This is a genomic window from Anabaena sp. FACHB-83 (genome assembly GCF_014697485.1).
Lineage (GTDB): Bacteria > Cyanobacteriota > Cyanobacteriia > Cyanobacteriales > Nostocaceae > Nostoc_B.
The window spans coordinates 148,959-166,433 of the sequence record NZ_JACJRY010000002.1 but is presented as its reverse complement, the minus strand read 5'-3'; the positions used below and the strand labels follow the sequence as shown (position 1 = coordinate 166,433).

Annotated in this window: 14 protein-coding genes and 1 pseudogene; 8 read left to right on the top strand and 7 right to left on the bottom strand. The window is 40.8% G+C overall.

Annotated features, from left to right (window positions below):
* Window positions 1–303: 303 nt before the first annotated feature.
* Both H6G79_RS02920 and H6G79_RS02915 read left to right on the top strand, forming a co-directional pair.
* Window positions 304–540: a hypothetical protein gene (locus tag H6G79_RS02920; protein ID WP_015113554.1), complete on the top strand. Its 237-nt coding sequence runs from the start codon at window positions 304–306 to the stop codon at window positions 538–540.
* A 145-nt stretch (window positions 541–685) separates the two neighbouring features.
* Window positions 686–2,440 carry an ATP-binding protein gene (locus H6G79_RS02915; RefSeq protein ID WP_190592164.1) on the top strand — a complete coding sequence of 585 codons (1,755 nt, stop codon included), beginning with the start codon at window positions 686–688 and terminating at the stop codon, window positions 2,438–2,440.
* Window positions 2,441–2,612: 172 nt separating this feature from the next.
* Here the strand turns inward: H6G79_RS02915 and H6G79_RS02910 are convergent, their stop codons facing one another.
* Together H6G79_RS02910 and H6G79_RS02905 are read right to left on the bottom strand one after the other, a co-directional pair.
* A complete protein-coding gene (locus H6G79_RS02910) occupies window positions 2,613–3,917 on the bottom strand; it encodes a glutamate-5-semialdehyde dehydrogenase (RefSeq protein WP_190592165.1) in 1,305 nt (434 codons plus the stop codon).
* A 174-nt stretch (window positions 3,918–4,091) separates the two neighbouring features.
* Window positions 4,092–5,015: a nucleoside hydrolase gene (locus H6G79_RS02905; protein WP_190592166.1), complete on the bottom strand. Its 924-nt coding sequence runs from the start codon at window positions 5,013–5,015 to the stop codon at window positions 4,092–4,094.
* A 16-nt stretch (window positions 5,016–5,031) separates the two neighbouring features.
* On the opposite strand from H6G79_RS02905, the gene H6G79_RS02900 reads away from it, so the two are divergent.
* Window positions 5,032–5,463: a nucleoside deaminase gene (locus tag H6G79_RS02900; RefSeq protein WP_190592167.1), complete on the top strand. Its 432-nt coding sequence runs from the start codon at window positions 5,032–5,034 to the stop codon at window positions 5,461–5,463.
* Between the two features lie 51 nt (window positions 5,464–5,514).
* Here H6G79_RS02900 and rbsK read toward each other — a convergent pair whose 3' ends face one another.
* The 5 genes and pseudogenes from rbsK to H6G79_RS02875 form a co-directional block, all read right to left on the bottom strand.
* Entirely contained in the window at window positions 5,515–6,450 is a 936-nt protein-coding gene (rbsK, locus tag H6G79_RS02895; protein ID WP_190592168.1) for a ribokinase, read from the bottom strand.
* 110 nt (window positions 6,451–6,560) lie between these two features.
* The gene (locus H6G79_RS02890; RefSeq protein ID WP_190592169.1) at window positions 6,561–7,217 is read right to left on the bottom strand and encodes a hypothetical protein; all 657 of its coding nucleotides are present in this window, start codon (window positions 7,215–7,217) and stop codon (window positions 6,561–6,563) included.
* Between the two features lie 167 nt (window positions 7,218–7,384).
* Entirely contained in the window at window positions 7,385–8,326 is a 942-nt protein-coding gene (locus H6G79_RS02885; RefSeq protein WP_190592170.1) for a M48 family peptidase, read from the bottom strand.
* A 124-nt stretch (window positions 8,327–8,450) separates the two neighbouring features.
* The gene (locus tag H6G79_RS02880) at window positions 8,451–9,611 is read right to left on the bottom strand and encodes a universal stress protein (RefSeq protein WP_190592200.1); all 1,161 of its coding nucleotides are present in this window, start codon (window positions 9,609–9,611) and stop codon (window positions 8,451–8,453) included.
* A gap of 50 nt (window positions 9,612–9,661) precedes the next feature.
* Window positions 9,662–9,958 (bottom strand): annotated as a pseudogene (locus tag H6G79_RS02875) (DUF4351 domain-containing protein); the annotation flags it as partial.
* Window positions 9,959–10,539: 581 nt separating this feature from the next.
* Here H6G79_RS02875 and H6G79_RS02870 point away from each other — a divergent pair.
* From H6G79_RS02870 to era, 5 genes are all read left to right on the top strand, one after another.
* Window positions 10,540–12,624, top strand: coding sequence for a response regulator (locus tag H6G79_RS02870; protein ID WP_190592172.1), 2,085 nt, complete (start codon window positions 10,540–10,542; stop codon window positions 12,622–12,624).
* A gap of 104 nt (window positions 12,625–12,728) precedes the next feature.
* Window positions 12,729–13,877, top strand: a complete 1,149-nt coding sequence (locus H6G79_RS02865) for a glycoside hydrolase family 10 protein (RefSeq protein WP_190592173.1) — start codon at window positions 12,729–12,731, stop codon at window positions 13,875–13,877.
* Between the two features lie 12 nt (window positions 13,878–13,889).
* On the top strand, window positions 13,890–14,309 hold the full coding sequence (locus H6G79_RS02860; RefSeq protein WP_190592174.1) for a DUF2358 domain-containing protein: 420 nt from the start codon (window positions 13,890–13,892) through the stop codon (window positions 14,307–14,309).
* A 182-nt stretch (window positions 14,310–14,491) separates the two neighbouring features.
* Window positions 14,492–15,403 (top strand): M48 family metallopeptidase, encoded by a 912-nt coding sequence (locus tag H6G79_RS02855; protein ID WP_190592175.1) that lies wholly within the window; start codon window positions 14,492–14,494, stop codon window positions 15,401–15,403.
* A gap of 1,052 nt (window positions 15,404–16,455) precedes the next feature.
* A complete protein-coding gene (era, locus tag H6G79_RS02850) occupies window positions 16,456–17,412 on the top strand; it encodes a GTPase Era (RefSeq protein WP_190592176.1) in 957 nt (318 codons plus the stop codon).
* Window positions 17,413–17,475: the final 63 nt, after the last annotated feature.

Below are 17,475 nucleotides of genomic sequence, written 5' to 3'. Positions count from 1 at the left end.
TCCTTGCAGGTATTGAACAATCAGCAGCGTACAATAAAGATATATAAGTACATAGTGTAGGGATCGTGGGCAGTTACACCTCGTAAATGCTCGGATCTACTGATTTACTGACAAAACTTCTAGAGCATTGAAAAAGTGAGTTCTATGAAAATGGCCACTTAAAAATCTCAAGCTGTTATTTTTGGTAGGAGTTCGGGGAACTATGTATCTATACCTTTAAGATTTGTCAGTAAACTAACCCGAAACTTGAGTAGAACTACTTTACAAAGCTTTGGAAAAAACAAATTCAGAGTATATAAACCTATGAATATGAAAGAGAGAGCTACCGAAGGGGAGCAAAGACAAGGCGATAAGGTAGAAATTGCTGTCCGCCTAGATTCTGAGTTATTAGAGCAAATTCAGCATCTTACCAATGATCCTAGCAAAGTCATTGAAGTGGCAATTCGCCAATGGTTACGGGGTGAGATTCCTAGAGATGATGAACTGACGCGGACTCCTTATCGCACACCTGTACCACCTAGAGGTGAGTGGAATGATTGACAGCCACAAACAAGCTTTTCATAGACAAGAACACAAAGGTCAATCATCGTGTTCACAACAGCCAAAACACCCAATGTAAGTCTGCAAAAGCATTAGCTGAAGCAAACCTGTATTGAGTTGCCACTTGTCTACCCAACTCGATTAAATGACTATTACTGCCAACTCCCAATTGCCAAACTTATTTTCTCAAAATCTGGAAGACATAGCTAATCAAACAAATGGCTCGTCACCAGCTCTCGGTGCTGAGTTGGTGTATATGCAGGATGGGTCAGGCCGCTACCTGACATTTTATTGGCAGCGTAGTGAAGTTCTGGGATTAAACCCTGAGCAAGTAGTCAGCAGCCATGAAGAGGAAATTTTTGCTCCTGCGGATAAGGTAGCTTATTTGGAACGATTGCACCGAATTTTAACAAGTTTGGTGCCAGAAAAGTTTCAATGTTGGTTTCGCTACCAGCAAGAGTTGTATGAGTTGGAATTAGTAATTTGTCCAATCATACCGCCACTGGGAACTGCCGCCACGACAGTTGTCGTGATGGGGCGGTTATTACAGGCGACAGTAAATCAACAAGAACACAGTACCACACCCAAAGCGCCTACACCAATCGAGTTGGCTTTACGTTCGCAACAACATCAAAAACTAGTAACTAAAATTACTAGAAATATTCGGCGAACTTTGGACTTAGACATTATTTGGCAACAAACGGTAGACAGTTTGGGTAAAGCTCTCAAGCTAGAACGTTGCATTATCTGTCCTTATCAGCCCTCTAGCTCTAAAGTGCGTGTCATAGCAGAGTACCATCAGCCAGAACGCAGTTCGATGCTTGGCTTAGAAATAGATGTCGCTTCTGAGCCAGCATTTGCCCAAGCATTAGCCACTTTAGAACCTGTGGTGATGGAGGTATCACAATACGCACTTTGTCCAAATCAGAAAGTTTTAGTGGTTGCCACCTGCTATCAAGACCAAGCCAATGGTTTGATTGCAGTGGCTGTGCGGGATGAATGCTATCCTCTCACAAATGCTGAACTGGAATTAGCGAAAGAAGTAGCCGATCAGTTAGGAACTGCGATCGCTCATGCTACTTTATATAAAGAATTAGAAGCAGCCAGACAAAAAGCTGAAGAAGCCTCACGCCTCAAAAGTGAATTTTTAGCCAACGTTTCCCACGAAATTCGTACTCCCCTCAATGGAATGATTGGCTTTTTAAAGCTGATTCTAGAGGGGATGGCAGATGACCCAGAAGAACAGCATCAGTTTCTTTTAGAAGCCCATCAATCATCCATTCACCTGCTGAACATCATCAACGATATTTTGGATATTGCCAAAATTGAAGCAGGCAAAATGGAATTAGACTGCGCTCCTGTCAAATTAGATGAGCTATTTTGTGGTGTAGAAAGTTTTATGCGTCCCCAAGCAGAAATGAAAAACCTCAGCTTTCGGATGCAAATTCCCACAACCTGCGATGAAATTGTTGTCCAAGGAAATTATCAACGGCTACTCCAAGTCATGCTGAACTTGGTAAACAATGCCATTAAATTTACTCATGAAGGTGGTATAACCATCACATCCGAAATTGTCCAGAAAAAAGTCAAATTCCAAGAACAGCAGTTTCCCGGTATGGTTAGAGTCCGGGTAGCCGATACTGGTATTGGTGTTTCTTTAGACAAGCAAGATAAATTATTTCAATTATTTTCTCAAGTAGATGGTTCCCGCACTCGCCAATATGGCGGTACAGGTTTGGGGTTGGCAATATCCCAAAAGCTAATTGAAGCGATGGGTGGTGAAGTACATTTTTACAGCTTGGGTGAAGGACTAGGTTCAACTGTCACCTTTACCGTACCTTTGTATCATCAACCAGTAATTGTTTCTTCTAGTGAAGGTAATTTAGATTGTGCTTGTTGATACAGGTTACAGGTTACAGGTTACAGGTGATAGGTTACAGTAAAAATACTAGTCCCTTGCCTCTAGTACAGGCCTGCCTAAATAAACAAACCATAAGAAATTCCTAAAAGGCTTGCGGTATCGTTATTATTTCTTTTTCCTTTTGCCTTATTGTACTAATCCCTAGCCCCTCCTACAAATCGCGGTGAATAAACGCCTTGGCATTTGAGCCGGTGTAACTAGCGACAATGTGGCCATTACCAGTCATTTGATATTTATAAGTTACCAAGCCTTCTAAACCAACAGGGCCACGGGGAGGCATTTGTTGAGTACTAATGCCAACTTCTGCGCCAAAACCATAGCGGAAACCATCAGCAAAACGTGTGGAACAATTGTGAAACACACCAGCAGAATTTACCAAGCCAAAGAAAGATTCTGCGGTGGCGATATCTTCAGTAATAATTGCATCGGTGTGGCGAGAACCGTATTGGTTAATATGAGCGATCGCATCTTCTAAAGAGTCTACAATTTTAACTGACAAAATTAAATCGCTATATTCTGTTTCCCAATCAACTTCGGTAGCTGGGGCAATATTTGGTAATATTTCTAAGGTGCGTTGATCACCTTTTAATTCGACATGATTGGCGGCTAAAGCTGCGGCAACTTTGGGTAAAAATTCTCCGGCAATTGCTTGATGTACTAATAAAGTTTCAATGGCATTACAAGCAGCCGCATATTGAATTTTCGCATCCACAGTAATTTCTACAGCTTTGTTAATATCAGCCGCTTGATCAATATAAGCATGACAAATACCATCAGCATGACCAAGGACAGGAATGCGGGTATTTTCTTGCACAAACCGCACAAAAGAATTAGAACCTCTAGGAATAATTAAATCTACATATTTATCTAATTTTAAAAGTCCTACAGTTTCTTCTCTTGTGGTGAGTAACTGCACTGCATCAGGACTGACAGCAGTTTGAGATAATCCTTGTTTAATTGCTTTGACGATGGCTTCACAAGAACGTACAGCTTCTTTACCACATTTGAGAATGACACCATTACCTGATTTAATCGCCAAAGAAACAATTTGAATGGCGGCTTCGGGACGGGCTTCAAAAATAATGCCTAACACACCCAAAGGACAAGAGATGCGCTTGAGGACTAAGCCAGTATCGAGTTCGCGGTGAATTTGGACTTTACCTATTGGATCAGCTAGTTTACCAACATCTCGGACTCCAGCGATCGCATCTCTTAATTTATGTTCATCTAACTGCAACCGTTTATACAGGGGTTTAGCAATTCCTTCCGCCGCCGCAGCTTGACAGTCCGCCAGATTTGCCTGCAATATTTCTTCTCTGGCTGATTCTAACCCTTGGGCGATCGCAGCGATCGCTTGATTTTTTGCCTCTGTGGACAGAATTGCTAACTTACTTGCAGCCGCGCGAGTTTTTTCGGCAATGCTAACTAGGGATGGTGCAACTTCAACAATGGTCATGAGAAAAAATAACTCTTAATTATGGTAGAAACATATACAGCAGAATCCAGAAGTCAGAAGAGTCTTGCTGCCTAAGTTTGAAAACTAGATTGTGTACTTCATCCACTAAAAATCTGCTGTATTTTCCATCCTATAGCAATCTGATTTCCACTGTTGCCTGTTACCTGTTACCTTTCATCTTGCCCATTGCTGCAAGATATAAGCATAAAAAGCCTCTTTATCAACTGTATCCATTGCATAAATTTTCCGCCCACCGGGAACAACCTTAGTCCGTCCTTGACTTAAGCCAGTGGTAATAATTTCCGTTTCCCACTGTCGCAGTTGATAAAATTCTGGGTGTCCTAAATAAGCCGTCGCCAACACATCCCAAAAATAATAATCTTGGGGAATTACCAGTGCATAACATTGTCCGGCTAAATCAGAGATGGGATAGTGACGTTGTTTGCCCATTTTGTACACAATATCTGATGTCACTGGGACATTGTTAGTTAAATCTAACGGACACATAATAATTTCAATTTGGGTTTGCCAAACTCGCGCGGCGGAAACTGCATCCCAGTAAACATTCCATTCCGCCGAACCATCTTGTCCGGCTTCTAAACTTTTTTCCACATTTCCACCAACATTCAACGCGCCACCCATCCAGACAATTTTTTGAATCTTGGCTTCAATATCTGGTGCTTTATCTAACGCTACTGCAACTGTCGTTAATGGCCCTGTTACCATCAGCGTTACTGGTTGGGGTGCTTCTCGTAACACCCGCACCATAAAATCCTGTCCAGTTTCAGCAACCAAAGGTGTATTAATAGTATCCTGCTGGTTGAGAATGGGGAGATGGTCAACAATAAACGAATCACGTCGATAAAGCTGGGGGAAAGGATTTATCCCGCGTACTGTGCTTTCAGCAACTGGGATGTGAGAAAATCCCATCAAATCAATGATTTTGCGTGTCGCACTAACGGCAGGTTGGACATAACAATCAGCAGGAGTGACGACAACACCAAGCAATTCTATATGATCCATCGTCAACAGCAGCATAGTTGCTAGATAATCATCTACACCACCATCGTGATCCATTAATACCAGTTGTTTTGACATAAAGGAGAATAAGAGAATGGATGAATTTATGCAAGCTGCGATCGCAGAAGCTAGACAAGGTAGACAAGAAGGTGGAATTCCCATCGGTTCCGTTCTCGTCAAGGATGGCGAGATTCTTGGTAGAGGACACAATAAGCGCGTCCAAGATGGCGATCCTGTTACCCATGCCGAAATTGATTGTCTCCGTAACGCTGGCAGAATTGGCAGTTACAGAGGTACCACCCTATATTCAACCTTAATGCCGTGTTATTTGTGTGCCGGGGCAGTTGTGCAGTTTGGTATCAAAAAAGTCATCGCCGGCGAATCTCGCACATTTCCTGGCGCGAAAGAATTTATGGTATCTCACGGCGTAGAAGTAATTGATTTAAATTTAGATGAATGCGAACAAATGATGAGTGACTTTATTCAAACCAACCCCGAACTCTGGAATGAAGACATAGGAAAGTAGTCAATAGTAATCTCCCTTGTCCCCCTTGTCCCCCTTATCTTCCCCCACTCCCTACTCCCCACTCCCCACTTCCCTATATTTAAGAAACGCATCAAAAGTCAACTTATCAGGTAACGAAGTTTGTGCGCCGGATTTTGTCGCGGCTAAAGCACCTGCGGCTGCACCCCAAATCACGGCTTGATGTAAAGACATTCCCGCGTAAAGTGCAGCAGCTAAACCACCATTAAAAGCATCACCAGCCGCCACAGTATCTACAACATCAACTCTAAAAGCTGGTACAAAAAATGTTTCTTCGGCGGTGGCGCAAACTACACCTTTTGCACCTAATTTGACGATCGCAGATTTTACACCTCTTTGCAATAACACTGTCGCGGCTTTGGTGGCTGACTCTTGGCTATCTACTTTAAAACCAACTAATTGTCCGGCTTCTACTTCATTGGGGGTGATAATATCCACCAACGGGTAAAGTTCGGCGGGTAAAGAAGATTGTGCCGGCGCAGGATCAAGAATCACGGTAATCTTTGCATTACGTCCAGCTTGAGCAGCAGCCACAACTGCATTCAAGGGAATTTCTAATTGTAAAAGTAGTGCTTTGGCTGTTGGTAATAAAGGCAATAACCTCTCTACATCTGCCTGATTTACTTCTCCATTTGCACCAGGAACCACCACAATTTGATTTTGTCCAGCATCATCAACAATAATTATGGCAACACCAGAACTGACAGTTTCATCTCGGAAAATATTCTCAGTTTGTACGCCAGCAGTTTGCAAATTATCCAGCAATTCTGCACCAAAACCTTTGGTTCCCACACGTCCTACCATCTGAGTGGGAATTCCCAAACGCGCTAAGGCTACGGCTTGATTTGCCCCTTTACCGCCTGGGACTTGAAAAAAGTTTTTTCCCAATAAAGTTTCGCCGCTAGTTGGTAAATGAGCGGCGGTGGCGACTAAATCTAGATTGATACTGCCGAAAACAATAATACTCATAGTGAGTGGAATGGTGGGTGAAAAAATGAAAATATACTCGCCTTAAAACCCTATCCCTTTATGGGTAGAGCAGAAATTGAGAAATCAACTTTCATCACCTTAATTGAACCTTATTGATTGGCAGTGTGGATGAGTTGCCCTTGTTTATATGCTTGTCGGAGTGCGATCGCTTCTGCCACAATATGCTGGGCGCTTAATCCTTCTTCATCCATCATTCTTTGCAAAGTCATCCCAGTTTGTTCTGACGGTTCATGAATTGGGGGAATTTGGCAGTATCTCCCGCCGTTTTTTGTCCGTCGCCAAATACTAGGTTTTTCATTTTTATACTCAGCAGTTTTGGCTGGACGCTGCTTTTTAATTAAAGAACGCACATTTTCTTGATTAATAATGCTTAAATCTAGTAGCCGATTGATAACTTGCTCGTATTTTTTGCTGTTTTCTGCCAATTGATAAATAGTTCTCGGCTCAACTTGCGCGACATCTTGCGGCGAAAACTTCGCAAACGCTGCTGCTATTTTCAGATATCGCTTTTCTTCGCCTTGCCAACCATGTTCTAAAAGTAGCTGTTTGTAATCTCGCAAAGAAAGCTGTTTTTTTTGTTCCGCCAACCAAAAAGCATGATGCAAAATTACCTGAGTGACATCAGTTAGCCGTTGAAAAGCAATATGTTCGCGCTTAAAGCTTTTTGGGCGATTAGCTTGATGTTCATGATATTGCTCAAACTTCGGGGTTTGGCTTGCAACTATACCCTGTAATGGTGTCATCATAGTATTGATATCGTTTAAACTTCGCGTCGGCAAAGTATCGCTCAGAGGTCTATCACTAGAACAATTGTACTATCAAAATCTCAATAAAAAACCCCAAACATACTTAAATTTGGAGTCAAAGTGTGAAATCTTGATTGGGTAAGGTTTTTGAGCCGAAAGTTCTTTTATCAACTTTGATTGAGTGTTAACTTTTTTAACCATTCATCTGCTTCTGTGTAGAACTTAAACTTTCGTTCATCAGTGCGAAATTGGCTGGTGTGAACCATACGTTTACCATTTACCCACTTTGTGCCGTGGTATTTATGCAGTAATTCGTGGTATAAAACAAACTCAGGCACAAACTTAGGGATATAAGCATTATCCAGAGTTGTGCTAATCACTACCCTATCTCTAGCTGGCTCATAATGTCCAAACTTACGATAGGTTTTGATTTGGCTCCATACAAGCCTGGGTTTAACAAGATTCGCTGCAAAATATTCAAAATTAAGCTGATCAAACAATTCATTTAAATTATAAAAATTACCTTGAGGATTTTCGGCAATTACCTCTGCAATTAAATCTAACTCTAAGAGAACAGCAATATATTCTTCAGAACTCGCAAACCCTCTAATTAATCGAGTACTTTCTGGATTTTTACCAAAGAGAGTGCATTTCACTAATGCTTGTAAAACTTCTTCCTCAGCATTAATAAAACCTTCGTTCATCTTAAGTGCAACAACCTTACTAGACCTTTTACCTTGATATAATCCCGCTAAATTAGTAAATTCAACCATAATTTCTACAGCACTTTGTTGTTCTGTAGAGAGAATTTGTGCAATTATTTGTCGTACACGATAAGTACTGTTTAGGTGAATTTGTAGATTTTGTTCCTCAGAGAGAAACTTCAACCAAGCATAGATTTTACGAGATGAATTAGTCAGGTTTGCGGGTGTGATTTGTTTGGTAGTGCAGATATTTTCAATTGTGGAGACTGTTTGATTGATAGTTTGGGTTAATTGTTGAATTTTATTTGTATAGGAATTAGGCTGAGATGCTAAATTAAAAATATTTTGTAGAATATAGTTTTGTTGTATTTTAATATTTTTAATGCTAATATTCTCGCGTTTCAAAGCCTGCTGAAATCCGAATTTATCTGCGTACCCTCCGGGAAGCCGCTATCGCGTCTACATCTGCGTTCATCCTTTTCAATCTGCGGTTAATTATTTTTTGGTATACCTCACCAAGGGAATATATTTAACTTTTAACCGCAGATTGTTTATCACTAGCGATAATATGAATATCAATATTTTTCAATAAGCGAACTAACTTTTGAGTTAATGAACCTTTCAACAAAATTTGCCAGCGCGATCGCTGACTTTCTCCGATGACAATTTGGGTAATGCGGTATTTCTCTGCAACTTCGGCGATCGCTTGAGCAATGTTACCATTGGTAACGCGAAGAAAAGTACCTGTAAATTCTTGACACAGCTTTTCACAGTTGTGAATGTGTAAACTTTCTTCTTTATTTAAAAAACGCTCAGGATCAGCAACAAACACAACATACAGTGGTGCATTCATATAATTAGCCAGTCTTGCACCACGGCGCAATAATTGTAATGAATTTGGGTAAGTAGATACACAGACTAAAACCCTCTCATGGATGTTACAAAATTGCCCATTAGGACTAGAGGCGATCGCATCTTCTTCGATGTTGTCGGCTACCTCTCGCAAAGCCAATTCTCGTAAAGCAATTAAATTCCGGCGTTGAAAAAAGTTATCTAAAGATTGTTGGATTTTTGACTGCTCGTAAATTTTCCCTTCCAATAATCGCTCTTGCAGAGTTTCTGGTGTCACATCGACTACCACTACTTCGTCTGCTGCTTCTAAAATCCTATCGGGGACTCGTTCTCGTACCACCACACCCGTAATTCTTGCTACCAAATCATTGAGACTTTCTAAATGCTGCACATTCATCGTAGAGTAAACATCAATACCCGCAGCTAAAATCACTTCCACATCTTGGTAGCGTTTCTCCCGTGGGGAACCAGGGACATTTGTATGAGCCAGTTCATCAACTAAAACCAATTGGGATTTAGACGTATAAGAGCTAGTTCCTAAACATCGCTGTAAAATCGCCTCGGTATCCATTTCCGTCAGCGTCAACCCACCTCTAGCAATTTGCTGACGCGGAATAATTTCTAATCCTGCGGCTTTTTCTGCTGTTTCTTTGCGTCCGTGGGTTTCTAACAGTCCAATAACTACATCTATTCCTTCTTGTTTGAGTGCATTTCCTTCCTCTAACATTCGATAAGTTTTACCCACGCCGGGAGCCATCCCAATAAAGATTTTATGTTTGCCTCGACGCGCTGGGTAAGAAGAATTGATAGCTACACCTGAATTAGTTTGGTCTAACATAAGAATGCTATGTGAAGATGCGATCGCCATTGTTACAGCAAACGCCCATCCTAATTTTGAACTGTTTCTAACCAAACTTGCAAATCAGCCAAACTAGTAAAATCAAGCAACGCTTCGCCCAGATTTTCTAATTCTTCTAAACACAGAGTTGCAATAGATTCACACACATCTGGAGGTAATTCTCCCACCCGGTTTTGTAGTAGCCGGAGAATAAGCGAACGCTCTCCCTCAATTCTGCCTTCTTCTCGTCCCTCTTCCTTAATTTCTCGGTAAACTCTCGTTTCCTGAAGCGTTATTCCTAACATTTGTTCTACCTCTGTTCGGCTTAACTGTTCAAACTTGTATAGGAATCATATTTGATTTTTGAAAAAAACTAAGAGATAATACGGAGAGAAGCTAAAAGTATAATAGAAAACTATAATGAACCAGCACTTATAACAGGCGATCGCGGAACTAGAAGAATTTATTCCTATAGTCGTTGTGAAATCACTAATTTTATAAGCTACCACCTTTTTCTTGGCAACACGACAAAACAACGAAGGTCTATTCATACTGACTGGCCTCCGCGACGGCTGTGGGTAGCTTCCGCCTTCACTTGTACACTTTACTGTAGCTGATACTATTGGCAAAAGTGTTACAAACGGATAAACAAAGGCGTGACAACTAAACGCTGCAACCACAGATTGCAGGTTGGAGCTTGCGTAATATTTTAAAATACAAAGATGTATTACAGTCGCCAAAAGTATATTCTACGTCCTACCCCAAAAACATCGATTTGGGTTACAGGGGAAGAATTAACATTCACAAATGACTATTGACCGTTGACAAATGACAAATGACAGAAACTGTGTCGTGTCATAATAATTCAAGCAATCCCCTTTGAAGAGATTGAAACCCCGACCTGAACTGAATTACAGCACGATAAGTCATGCAGCCTGAACCCAAAGTCAACATCCTTTTGGTAGATGACAAATTAGAAAATTTGTTGGCGCTAGAAGCAATTTTAGAAAGACTGGGAGAAAATTTAGTTAAAGCAACCTCTGGTTCTGAGGCTTTGCGGTGTCTGCTGCATCAAGATTTTGCTGTCATTTTGCTGGATGTACAAATGCCGGGAATGGATGGCTTTGAAACTGCTAATCTAATTCGTAGTCGAGACAGGTCGTGTCAAACTCCTATTATTTTTCTCACCGCCTTTAGCACGAGTGACCAAATGTTATTTAAAGGTTATGCAATAGGGGCGGTTGATTATTTGCTTAAGCCTATAGATACGAATATATTAATATCGAAAGTTACAGTATTTGTTGAGCTATTTAAGAAAACTCAAGCCATTAAAGAACATGCAGAGCAACTAGCAGTTGTGAATGCAGAATTACGGCAAAGTGAAGAACGTTTTCGTTCTCTGAGTACTTGTTCGCCGGTGGGGATTTTTGAAACAGATACAGCAGGAAAATGTAAATATACTAATCCTCACTATCAGGCAATTTGTGGTTTAAATGCTGCCGAAAGTTTAGAAAAACAATGGTTGGAATTTGTGCATCCCGATGACCGCGAAAGAGCGATCGCTACTTGGTCAAAATACTTAGATATTGGTTCCCAAAACTACTCGCAAGATTTTCAATTTCTCACAGCTAATCATAGTCAGCGTTGGGTACAGGTGCGCTCATCCCGGATGGTTTCGGCGCAAGGAAAATTATTGGGCTATGTTGGTACGCTCGAAGATATCACCGAACGCAAGCAAGCTGAAGAAGTCCGCGCTCAAATCATCCGAGAACAAACCGCCAGACAAGAAGCAGAAGCCGCCAACCGGATGAAGGATGAGTTTCTGGCTGTGCTTTCTCACGAACTCCGCACACCTTTAACTTCTATGCTGGGCTGGTCAAAAATATTACGTTCTAAAAAACTGGATGATAAAGCAACTACTAAAGCTTTAGAAGCCATTGAACGTAATGCGACATCTCAGGTGCAATTAATTGAAGATATTTTAGATGTATCGCGGATTATTCGTGGTCAGCTAAAACTGAATTTATGTGTAGTTAACTTAGTGGCTGTCATTGAAGCCGCCCTAGAAGCTGTCCGCCCCTTAGCTGATGCTAAACATATTCAAATCAGCACAATTCTTGATTCTGCTATTGGTTCAGTTTGTGGTGATCCAGTACGTTTACAACAAATAATCTGGAATCTATTAAATAATGCCATTAAGTTTACACCACAACATGGTAAAGTTACTGTCAATCTCGAACTCATCCAAGTAACTGAAGCAGAGCCGAAAGAGCTAGTTCCAGCAGGAGAAATCGTCCTGACATCTAGCGTATCTCCCATTCAATTTGTCAGTTCATCTTATGCTCAAATTCAGGTAATTGATACAGGAATTGGGATTGAACCAGACTTTCTCCCCCAAGTATTTGAAAGGTTCCGCCAAGCAGACAGCACCACCACACGATCGCACAATGGTTTAGGATTAGGACTAGCGATCGTCCGTCACTTGGTAGAACTACACCACGGCATCATTATCGCCGACAGCCCAGGTAAAGGAAAAGGCGCAACTTTCACTTTAAGACTTCCCTTAATGCCAAGTCCCAGTCTTGATGGTAAAGCGGACAACTCGATTGCTTGTACAACAGGTAATACACCCTTGGTAGGCTTGAAAGTGTTGGTTGTTGGTGATGAAACTGATAGCCGCAACTTTTTAGCTTTTATGTTTGAAGAGTATGGCGCAAATGCAACCGCCGTCGCATCAATTGAGACTGCACTGGTAATTATTGAAGAGACAAAACCAGATATCTTGATTAGTGACCTCAGTCTCTCAAACCAAGAAAGTTATAACTTAATCCAACAAGTCCGGGCTTTAGCACCAGAAAAGGGTGGTGATATTCCAGCGATCGCTTTAACTGCATTTTCCCACGAAGAAGACAGCTTAAAAATTCTCGCTGCCGGCTTTCAGCATTACTTGACTAAACCTGTTGACCCTGAAAATTTAATTAATCTAGTTACTAGTGCAACAAGGCAAAAGTAAAATGTCAATCTTTACTCCAACAACCAGATTTCATTCGTGGTTGGAAACTGGCGCTTAATCGTAAGTCATTACCCGGACATGATATCAGACTCCTCCTGAAACCTATGAACTCAAAAGAAATTCGCGGTGTCTGGCTGACAACTACCGATAGTAAAGTTTTCCGGTCACAACAACGCATTGCAGCAGCGATGGACTTGTTAGCGGAGACAGGATTTAATGTTGTGTTCCCTGTGGTTTGGAATAAGGGTGTGACTATGTACCCCAGCCAAACTATGCGGCAAAATTTTGGAGTGGAAATTGACCCAATGTCGGTTGGTCGTGACCCGTTAGCGGAGGTAATAGCCGAGGCGCGACGAGTGGGGTTAAAAGTTATCCCTTGGTTTGAATATGGGTTTGCGAGTTCTTACAACTTGAATGGTGGAATGCTGTTACAAAAAAAGCCAGAATGGACGGCGCGTGACAATCAAGGTAATTTGTTGCAGAAAAATGGCTTTGAGTGGATGAATGCTTTTCATCCCCAGGTGCAAGATTTTCTGTTGAATTTGGTTTTGGAAGTGGTGAAAAATTATGATGTGGACGGGATTCAGGGAGACGATCGCTTTCCGGCTTTACCATCAGAAGGAGGGTATGATGCTTTAACAGTTGCCTGTTATCAGCAGCAATTTGGCCGTCGTCCACCCAATAACCACCAAGATAAACAATGGTTACAGTGGCGTGCTGATATTTTGACCGATTTTTTGGCACGTTTATATGGCGAAGTCAAAAGAATTAATCCTAACTTGTTGGTATCGATGTCACCTAATATTTATGATTGGGGATTGCGCGAATATCTCCAAGACTCAGCCACATGGTTGAAGTTGGGCATAGTGGATATGATTCACCCGCAGATATATCGCCGCGATTTTAATAGTTATAAAGCGATCGCTAACCGACTAGCAAGTTGTCAGTTTAGCGATGCAACTCTCCCTAAGTTAGCACCGGGAATTTTGATCAAGTTGGGGAGTTATTCTATCAGCCCAGAATATCTTGTGCAGGCGATCGCTTACAACCGCCGACTCGGAATTTCTGGGGAAGTCTGCTTTTTTTACGAAGGTTTGCGCGAAAATAACAATGCTCTTGCTCAAGTTTTGCGAAATGGCCCCTACTCTCAACCTGCGGCGTTTCCGACTTTGGCTGATTTACAACAACCCAGCAACAGCAATTCTTTGTCATTCTGGCAGAGAATCAAGAGATTCTTAAAAAATCTTTTTTAAAGGATAAAGCGCGTGGCAGATAAATTACAGATAGAACAGGTCATTCAAACTCTCAAACAAGATTTACCCACACTTTTTGAGCAAGATATTACATATAATATTTATACACAGGATATTTATTTTAAAGACCCAGTAAATAAATTTAAATATAAATTCAACTATCGAATTATTTTTTGGACATTACGATTTCACGCCCAATTATTTTTTACTCACATCGCTTTTGATTTACATGAAGTGTATCAATCAGCAGAAGATACTATTTTAGCGAAATGGACAGTGCGTGGTGTTTTGCGTGTGCCTTGGCAAGCTAAGATATTTTTTAATGGTTATTCAACTTACAAATTCAATTCAGATCATTTAATCTATGAACATATTGATACTTGGGATAGAAAGCCAGGAGAGATTTTAAAGCAATTTATTCAGAAAGGGTAACACTTATAGCATTTCTGATGCTAGTGAAGTATAAGCAAGAATAATTAACCGCAGATGGACGCAGCGAAAAGTTGAGCCAGTGCGTTGGGCGGGTTCCCCGACTCCCTCACTGGCGTTGCGTGGGCGGCTCTGCCGACTTGAGCAAACTTTTCAAGACAGATGGACGCAGATAAAACAATATTATGACAAAAAAAATATTGACTGGACTGAATATAGTCAGATTTCAGCATCCCTTTGATCAAAAAGCTTTGGCAGCTTTAAATAAAATGCCTGGTTTACCTTTAGTATTAAAGAAGGTAAATGAATATGGAATTGACCGTTTACTGAGAATGCAAATTATCGGGGGAGAATTTCGCGTGACATCGCAAAATTTTCCCAAATTATCTGATGCGTTTACAGAAAGCTGTCAAATTCTTGACTTGACTCCCCAGCCAGAACTTTATTTATTTCGGGGTACGGGACATATTCAAACCAATGCTGTTGGTGTAGACAAGCCAATGGTGAGTGCAAATTTAGAAGCACTGGAATGGTATACACACGCTGAATTACTATTTGCATTTGGATGTGAAATTGCCCGGATTAAGGGTAAATATATTGCTTATCAACAAATGGCAAATGTGATGCCACTGTTAAAAAATATTGTTAATAGTACAACTTTTGGTTTGGGAAGTTTAGCGGCTGGGGGGATAGAAGTCGCTTTATGTAATTGGATTTTGATGTCAAAATTCACATGCGATCGCGCGGGTTTATTGGCGTGTCAAGATATTAATATCGCCATCACCGCACTCATGAAGTTGGCTGGTTTACCATCGGAATATATAAATGCCGATACCATTGCGGAGTTTCAAGCGCAAGCACGGGAATTTTCACTCATTAGTCTGGATAACTTGGATCAAGTTACTAAAATATTCAGCTTTATGGAGTACAAATTTCCCTGGTCGGTGATGCGAGCTTCCGAATTGTTAAAATGGGTTGATTCAGGAGAATATGAAAAGTTGCTACAGTCAGAAGATGTAGAGCAACCAGCCGATTCAGAAGACAATACAGATACAGAGAAAGATGCTGAAGATTGGCAGTTTATGTCTTCTTGGTAGATTCTCATTTCTCAAGGTATCGCAGTCCTAAATCAATTACAAACAAATCTACTCCCTACTCCCTAATTCAATTTAGAGAAAGAAGCTGATAATTTAGTATCTGGGACTAAACATCAACTTCTGCTTCATCAAGAGGTCGTCCGACAAAATTATCTAACTATAATTTAATTTAATTTAATTTAACTTAGATTAGTAAGTGGACACAATTATTTAGAAGACGCATTTCGACTGCGCTCAATGCTCGATCATCTGGCTAGAAGAGGGTTGAGTTTCGACTTCGCTCAACTCCCGCGAAGCGATGCACTGAGCCTGTCGAAGTGTGGATACTGAGCGCAGTCGAAGTATCGAAACCCGGTCATCTCAAATTAGGTTTAATTTAGTCTTTCTACTTTACAGAAAAAATTAATTTTCATCACAGTTTAACTGACGTTATATTGAGTTAGTGTCAAATTGTCAAATATCAAATTTGATGTAGATTAATGATATGTGATGGCTTTTTTTACTGTCGTTAACAAAAGTCAATATTATGCGATCGCTTGTTACATAGCTCATGAATTTTTCAGTTTTGATGAAAAATCTCTGTTGCATCTAGCTCTGAATATCTATACTACATATAGGACTCATATTTGATTTCTGAAAAAAATCAGTACACCTACAAAATGCTCTTTTCTACTCCCTACTCCCCACTCCCTACTCCCAGCCTTTACGAGTAAATTAATTTGTGAAATTAGGCGAGTTTAAGCGAGAAATTATTTCTCAGTCATAGTAATTACATCATAATTTGGTGGTATTCTCCAGCTAGAATCCAAGAATATTGTCATCAAAATGACTGGCTCTCTTGCAGATAACACAAGTGGATGGAAGAGAGATAACATAATGTTGGTTGGATTTAATATCTATTTTTTGAGATATTTCCACTCAAATATCTCTAGTAGTAGATTAAACTGAAACAATGGCAAACCCCGAAAATTCCAGGGTGAATATATGTTTGTTGTGCGTTTGAACCCAGAACTAACTTATCTCATCTATAAAATATGAAGGTGGAGTAAAAGGTGACTAGTATTGAAAATCACGTCTTCTCTTTTTCAGGAGAAGTATTAATTCCTCAAGCTCCTCCTGAGTATAAATCGGGGTTTATCGGCATTATTGGTCGTCCAAATGTCGGTAAATCTACTCTAATGAATCAATTAGTTGGTCAAAAAATTGCAATAACCTCACCAGTAGCCCAGACTACGCGGAATCGTTTGCGAGGAATTTTGACCACCGAAGCAGCACAATTAATTTTCGTCGATACACCGGGAATTCATAAACCCCATCACCAATTGGGGGAAGTGTTAGTACAAAATGCCAAAATTGCCATTGAATCAGTAGATGTGGTGCTGTTTGTAGTTGATAGTACAGCTGCTTGTGGTGCTGGCGATCGCTACATTGCGGAGTTATTAACCCACAGTCACACCCCTGTAATTTTGGGACTGAACAAAATTGATCAGCAACCAACGGATTCCCAGTTTATCGATGAAAGTTACCAACAACTAGGTGATGCTAACCAATGGCCGTTAGCGAAATTCTCCGCCAAGACTGGTACAGGATTACCAGAACTACAAGAATTACTGACGGAAAATTTAGCAACAGGCCCCTTATACTATCCGCCTGACTTGGTGACAGACCAACCAGAACGGTTTATTATGGGCGAGTTAATTCGGGAACAGATTTTACTGTTAACCCGTGAAGAAGTGCCGCATTCTGTGGCGATCGCCATTGATAAAGTAGAAGAAACACCATCAATTACCCGCGTCCTCGCTACCATCCACGTCGAACGCGATTCCCAAAAAGGTATTTTAATTGGTAAAGGTGGTTCTATGCTCAAAGCCATTGGTAGCGCCGCCCGCGAACAAATCCAAAAACTCATCTCCGGCAAAGTATACCTGGAACTTTTCGTCAAAGTCCAGCCAAAGTGGCGACAGTCTCGGTTAAATTTGGCAGAGTTTGGCTATCGCGTGGAAGAATAGAGAAGTTAGTCAATGGTCAATAGTCAATAGCTATTGGACTATTGGCTATTGACCATTGACTAG

What these genes read in the sequence shown, in the direction of transcription:
- H6G79_RS02920 (WP_015113554.1), top strand. Translation starts at nt 304, where the DNA reads ATGAATATGAAAGAGAGAGCTACCGAAGGGGAGCAAAGACAAGGCGAT.
- H6G79_RS02915 (WP_190592164.1), top strand. Translation starts at nt 686, where the DNA reads ATGACTATTACTGCCAACTCCCAATTGCCAAACTTATTTTCTCAAAAT.
- H6G79_RS02910 (WP_190592165.1), bottom strand. Translation starts at nt 3,917, where the DNA reads ATGACCATTGTTGAAGTTGCACCATCCCTAGTTAGCATTGCCGAAAAA.
- H6G79_RS02905 (WP_190592166.1), bottom strand. Translation starts at nt 5,015, where the DNA reads ATGTCAAAACAACTGGTATTAATGGATCACGATGGTGGTGTAGATGAT.
- H6G79_RS02900 (WP_190592167.1), top strand. Translation starts at nt 5,032, where the DNA reads ATGGATGAATTTATGCAAGCTGCGATCGCAGAAGCTAGACAAGGTAGA.
- rbsK (WP_190592168.1), bottom strand. Translation starts at nt 6,450, where the DNA reads ATGAGTATTATTGTTTTCGGCAGTATCAATCTAGATTTAGTCGCCACC.
- H6G79_RS02890 (WP_190592169.1), bottom strand. Translation starts at nt 7,217, where the DNA reads ATGATGACACCATTACAGGGTATAGTTGCAAGCCAAACCCCGAAGTTT.
- H6G79_RS02880 (WP_190592200.1), bottom strand. Translation starts at nt 9,611, where the DNA reads ATGTTAGACCAAACTAATTCAGGTGTAGCTATCAATTCTTCTTACCCA.
- H6G79_RS02870 (WP_190592172.1), top strand. Translation starts at nt 10,540, where the DNA reads ATGCAGCCTGAACCCAAAGTCAACATCCTTTTGGTAGATGACAAATTA.
- H6G79_RS02865 (WP_190592173.1), top strand. Translation starts at nt 12,729, where the DNA reads ATGAACTCAAAAGAAATTCGCGGTGTCTGGCTGACAACTACCGATAGT.
- H6G79_RS02855 (WP_190592175.1), top strand. Translation starts at nt 14,492, where the DNA reads ATGACAAAAAAAATATTGACTGGACTGAATATAGTCAGATTTCAGCAT.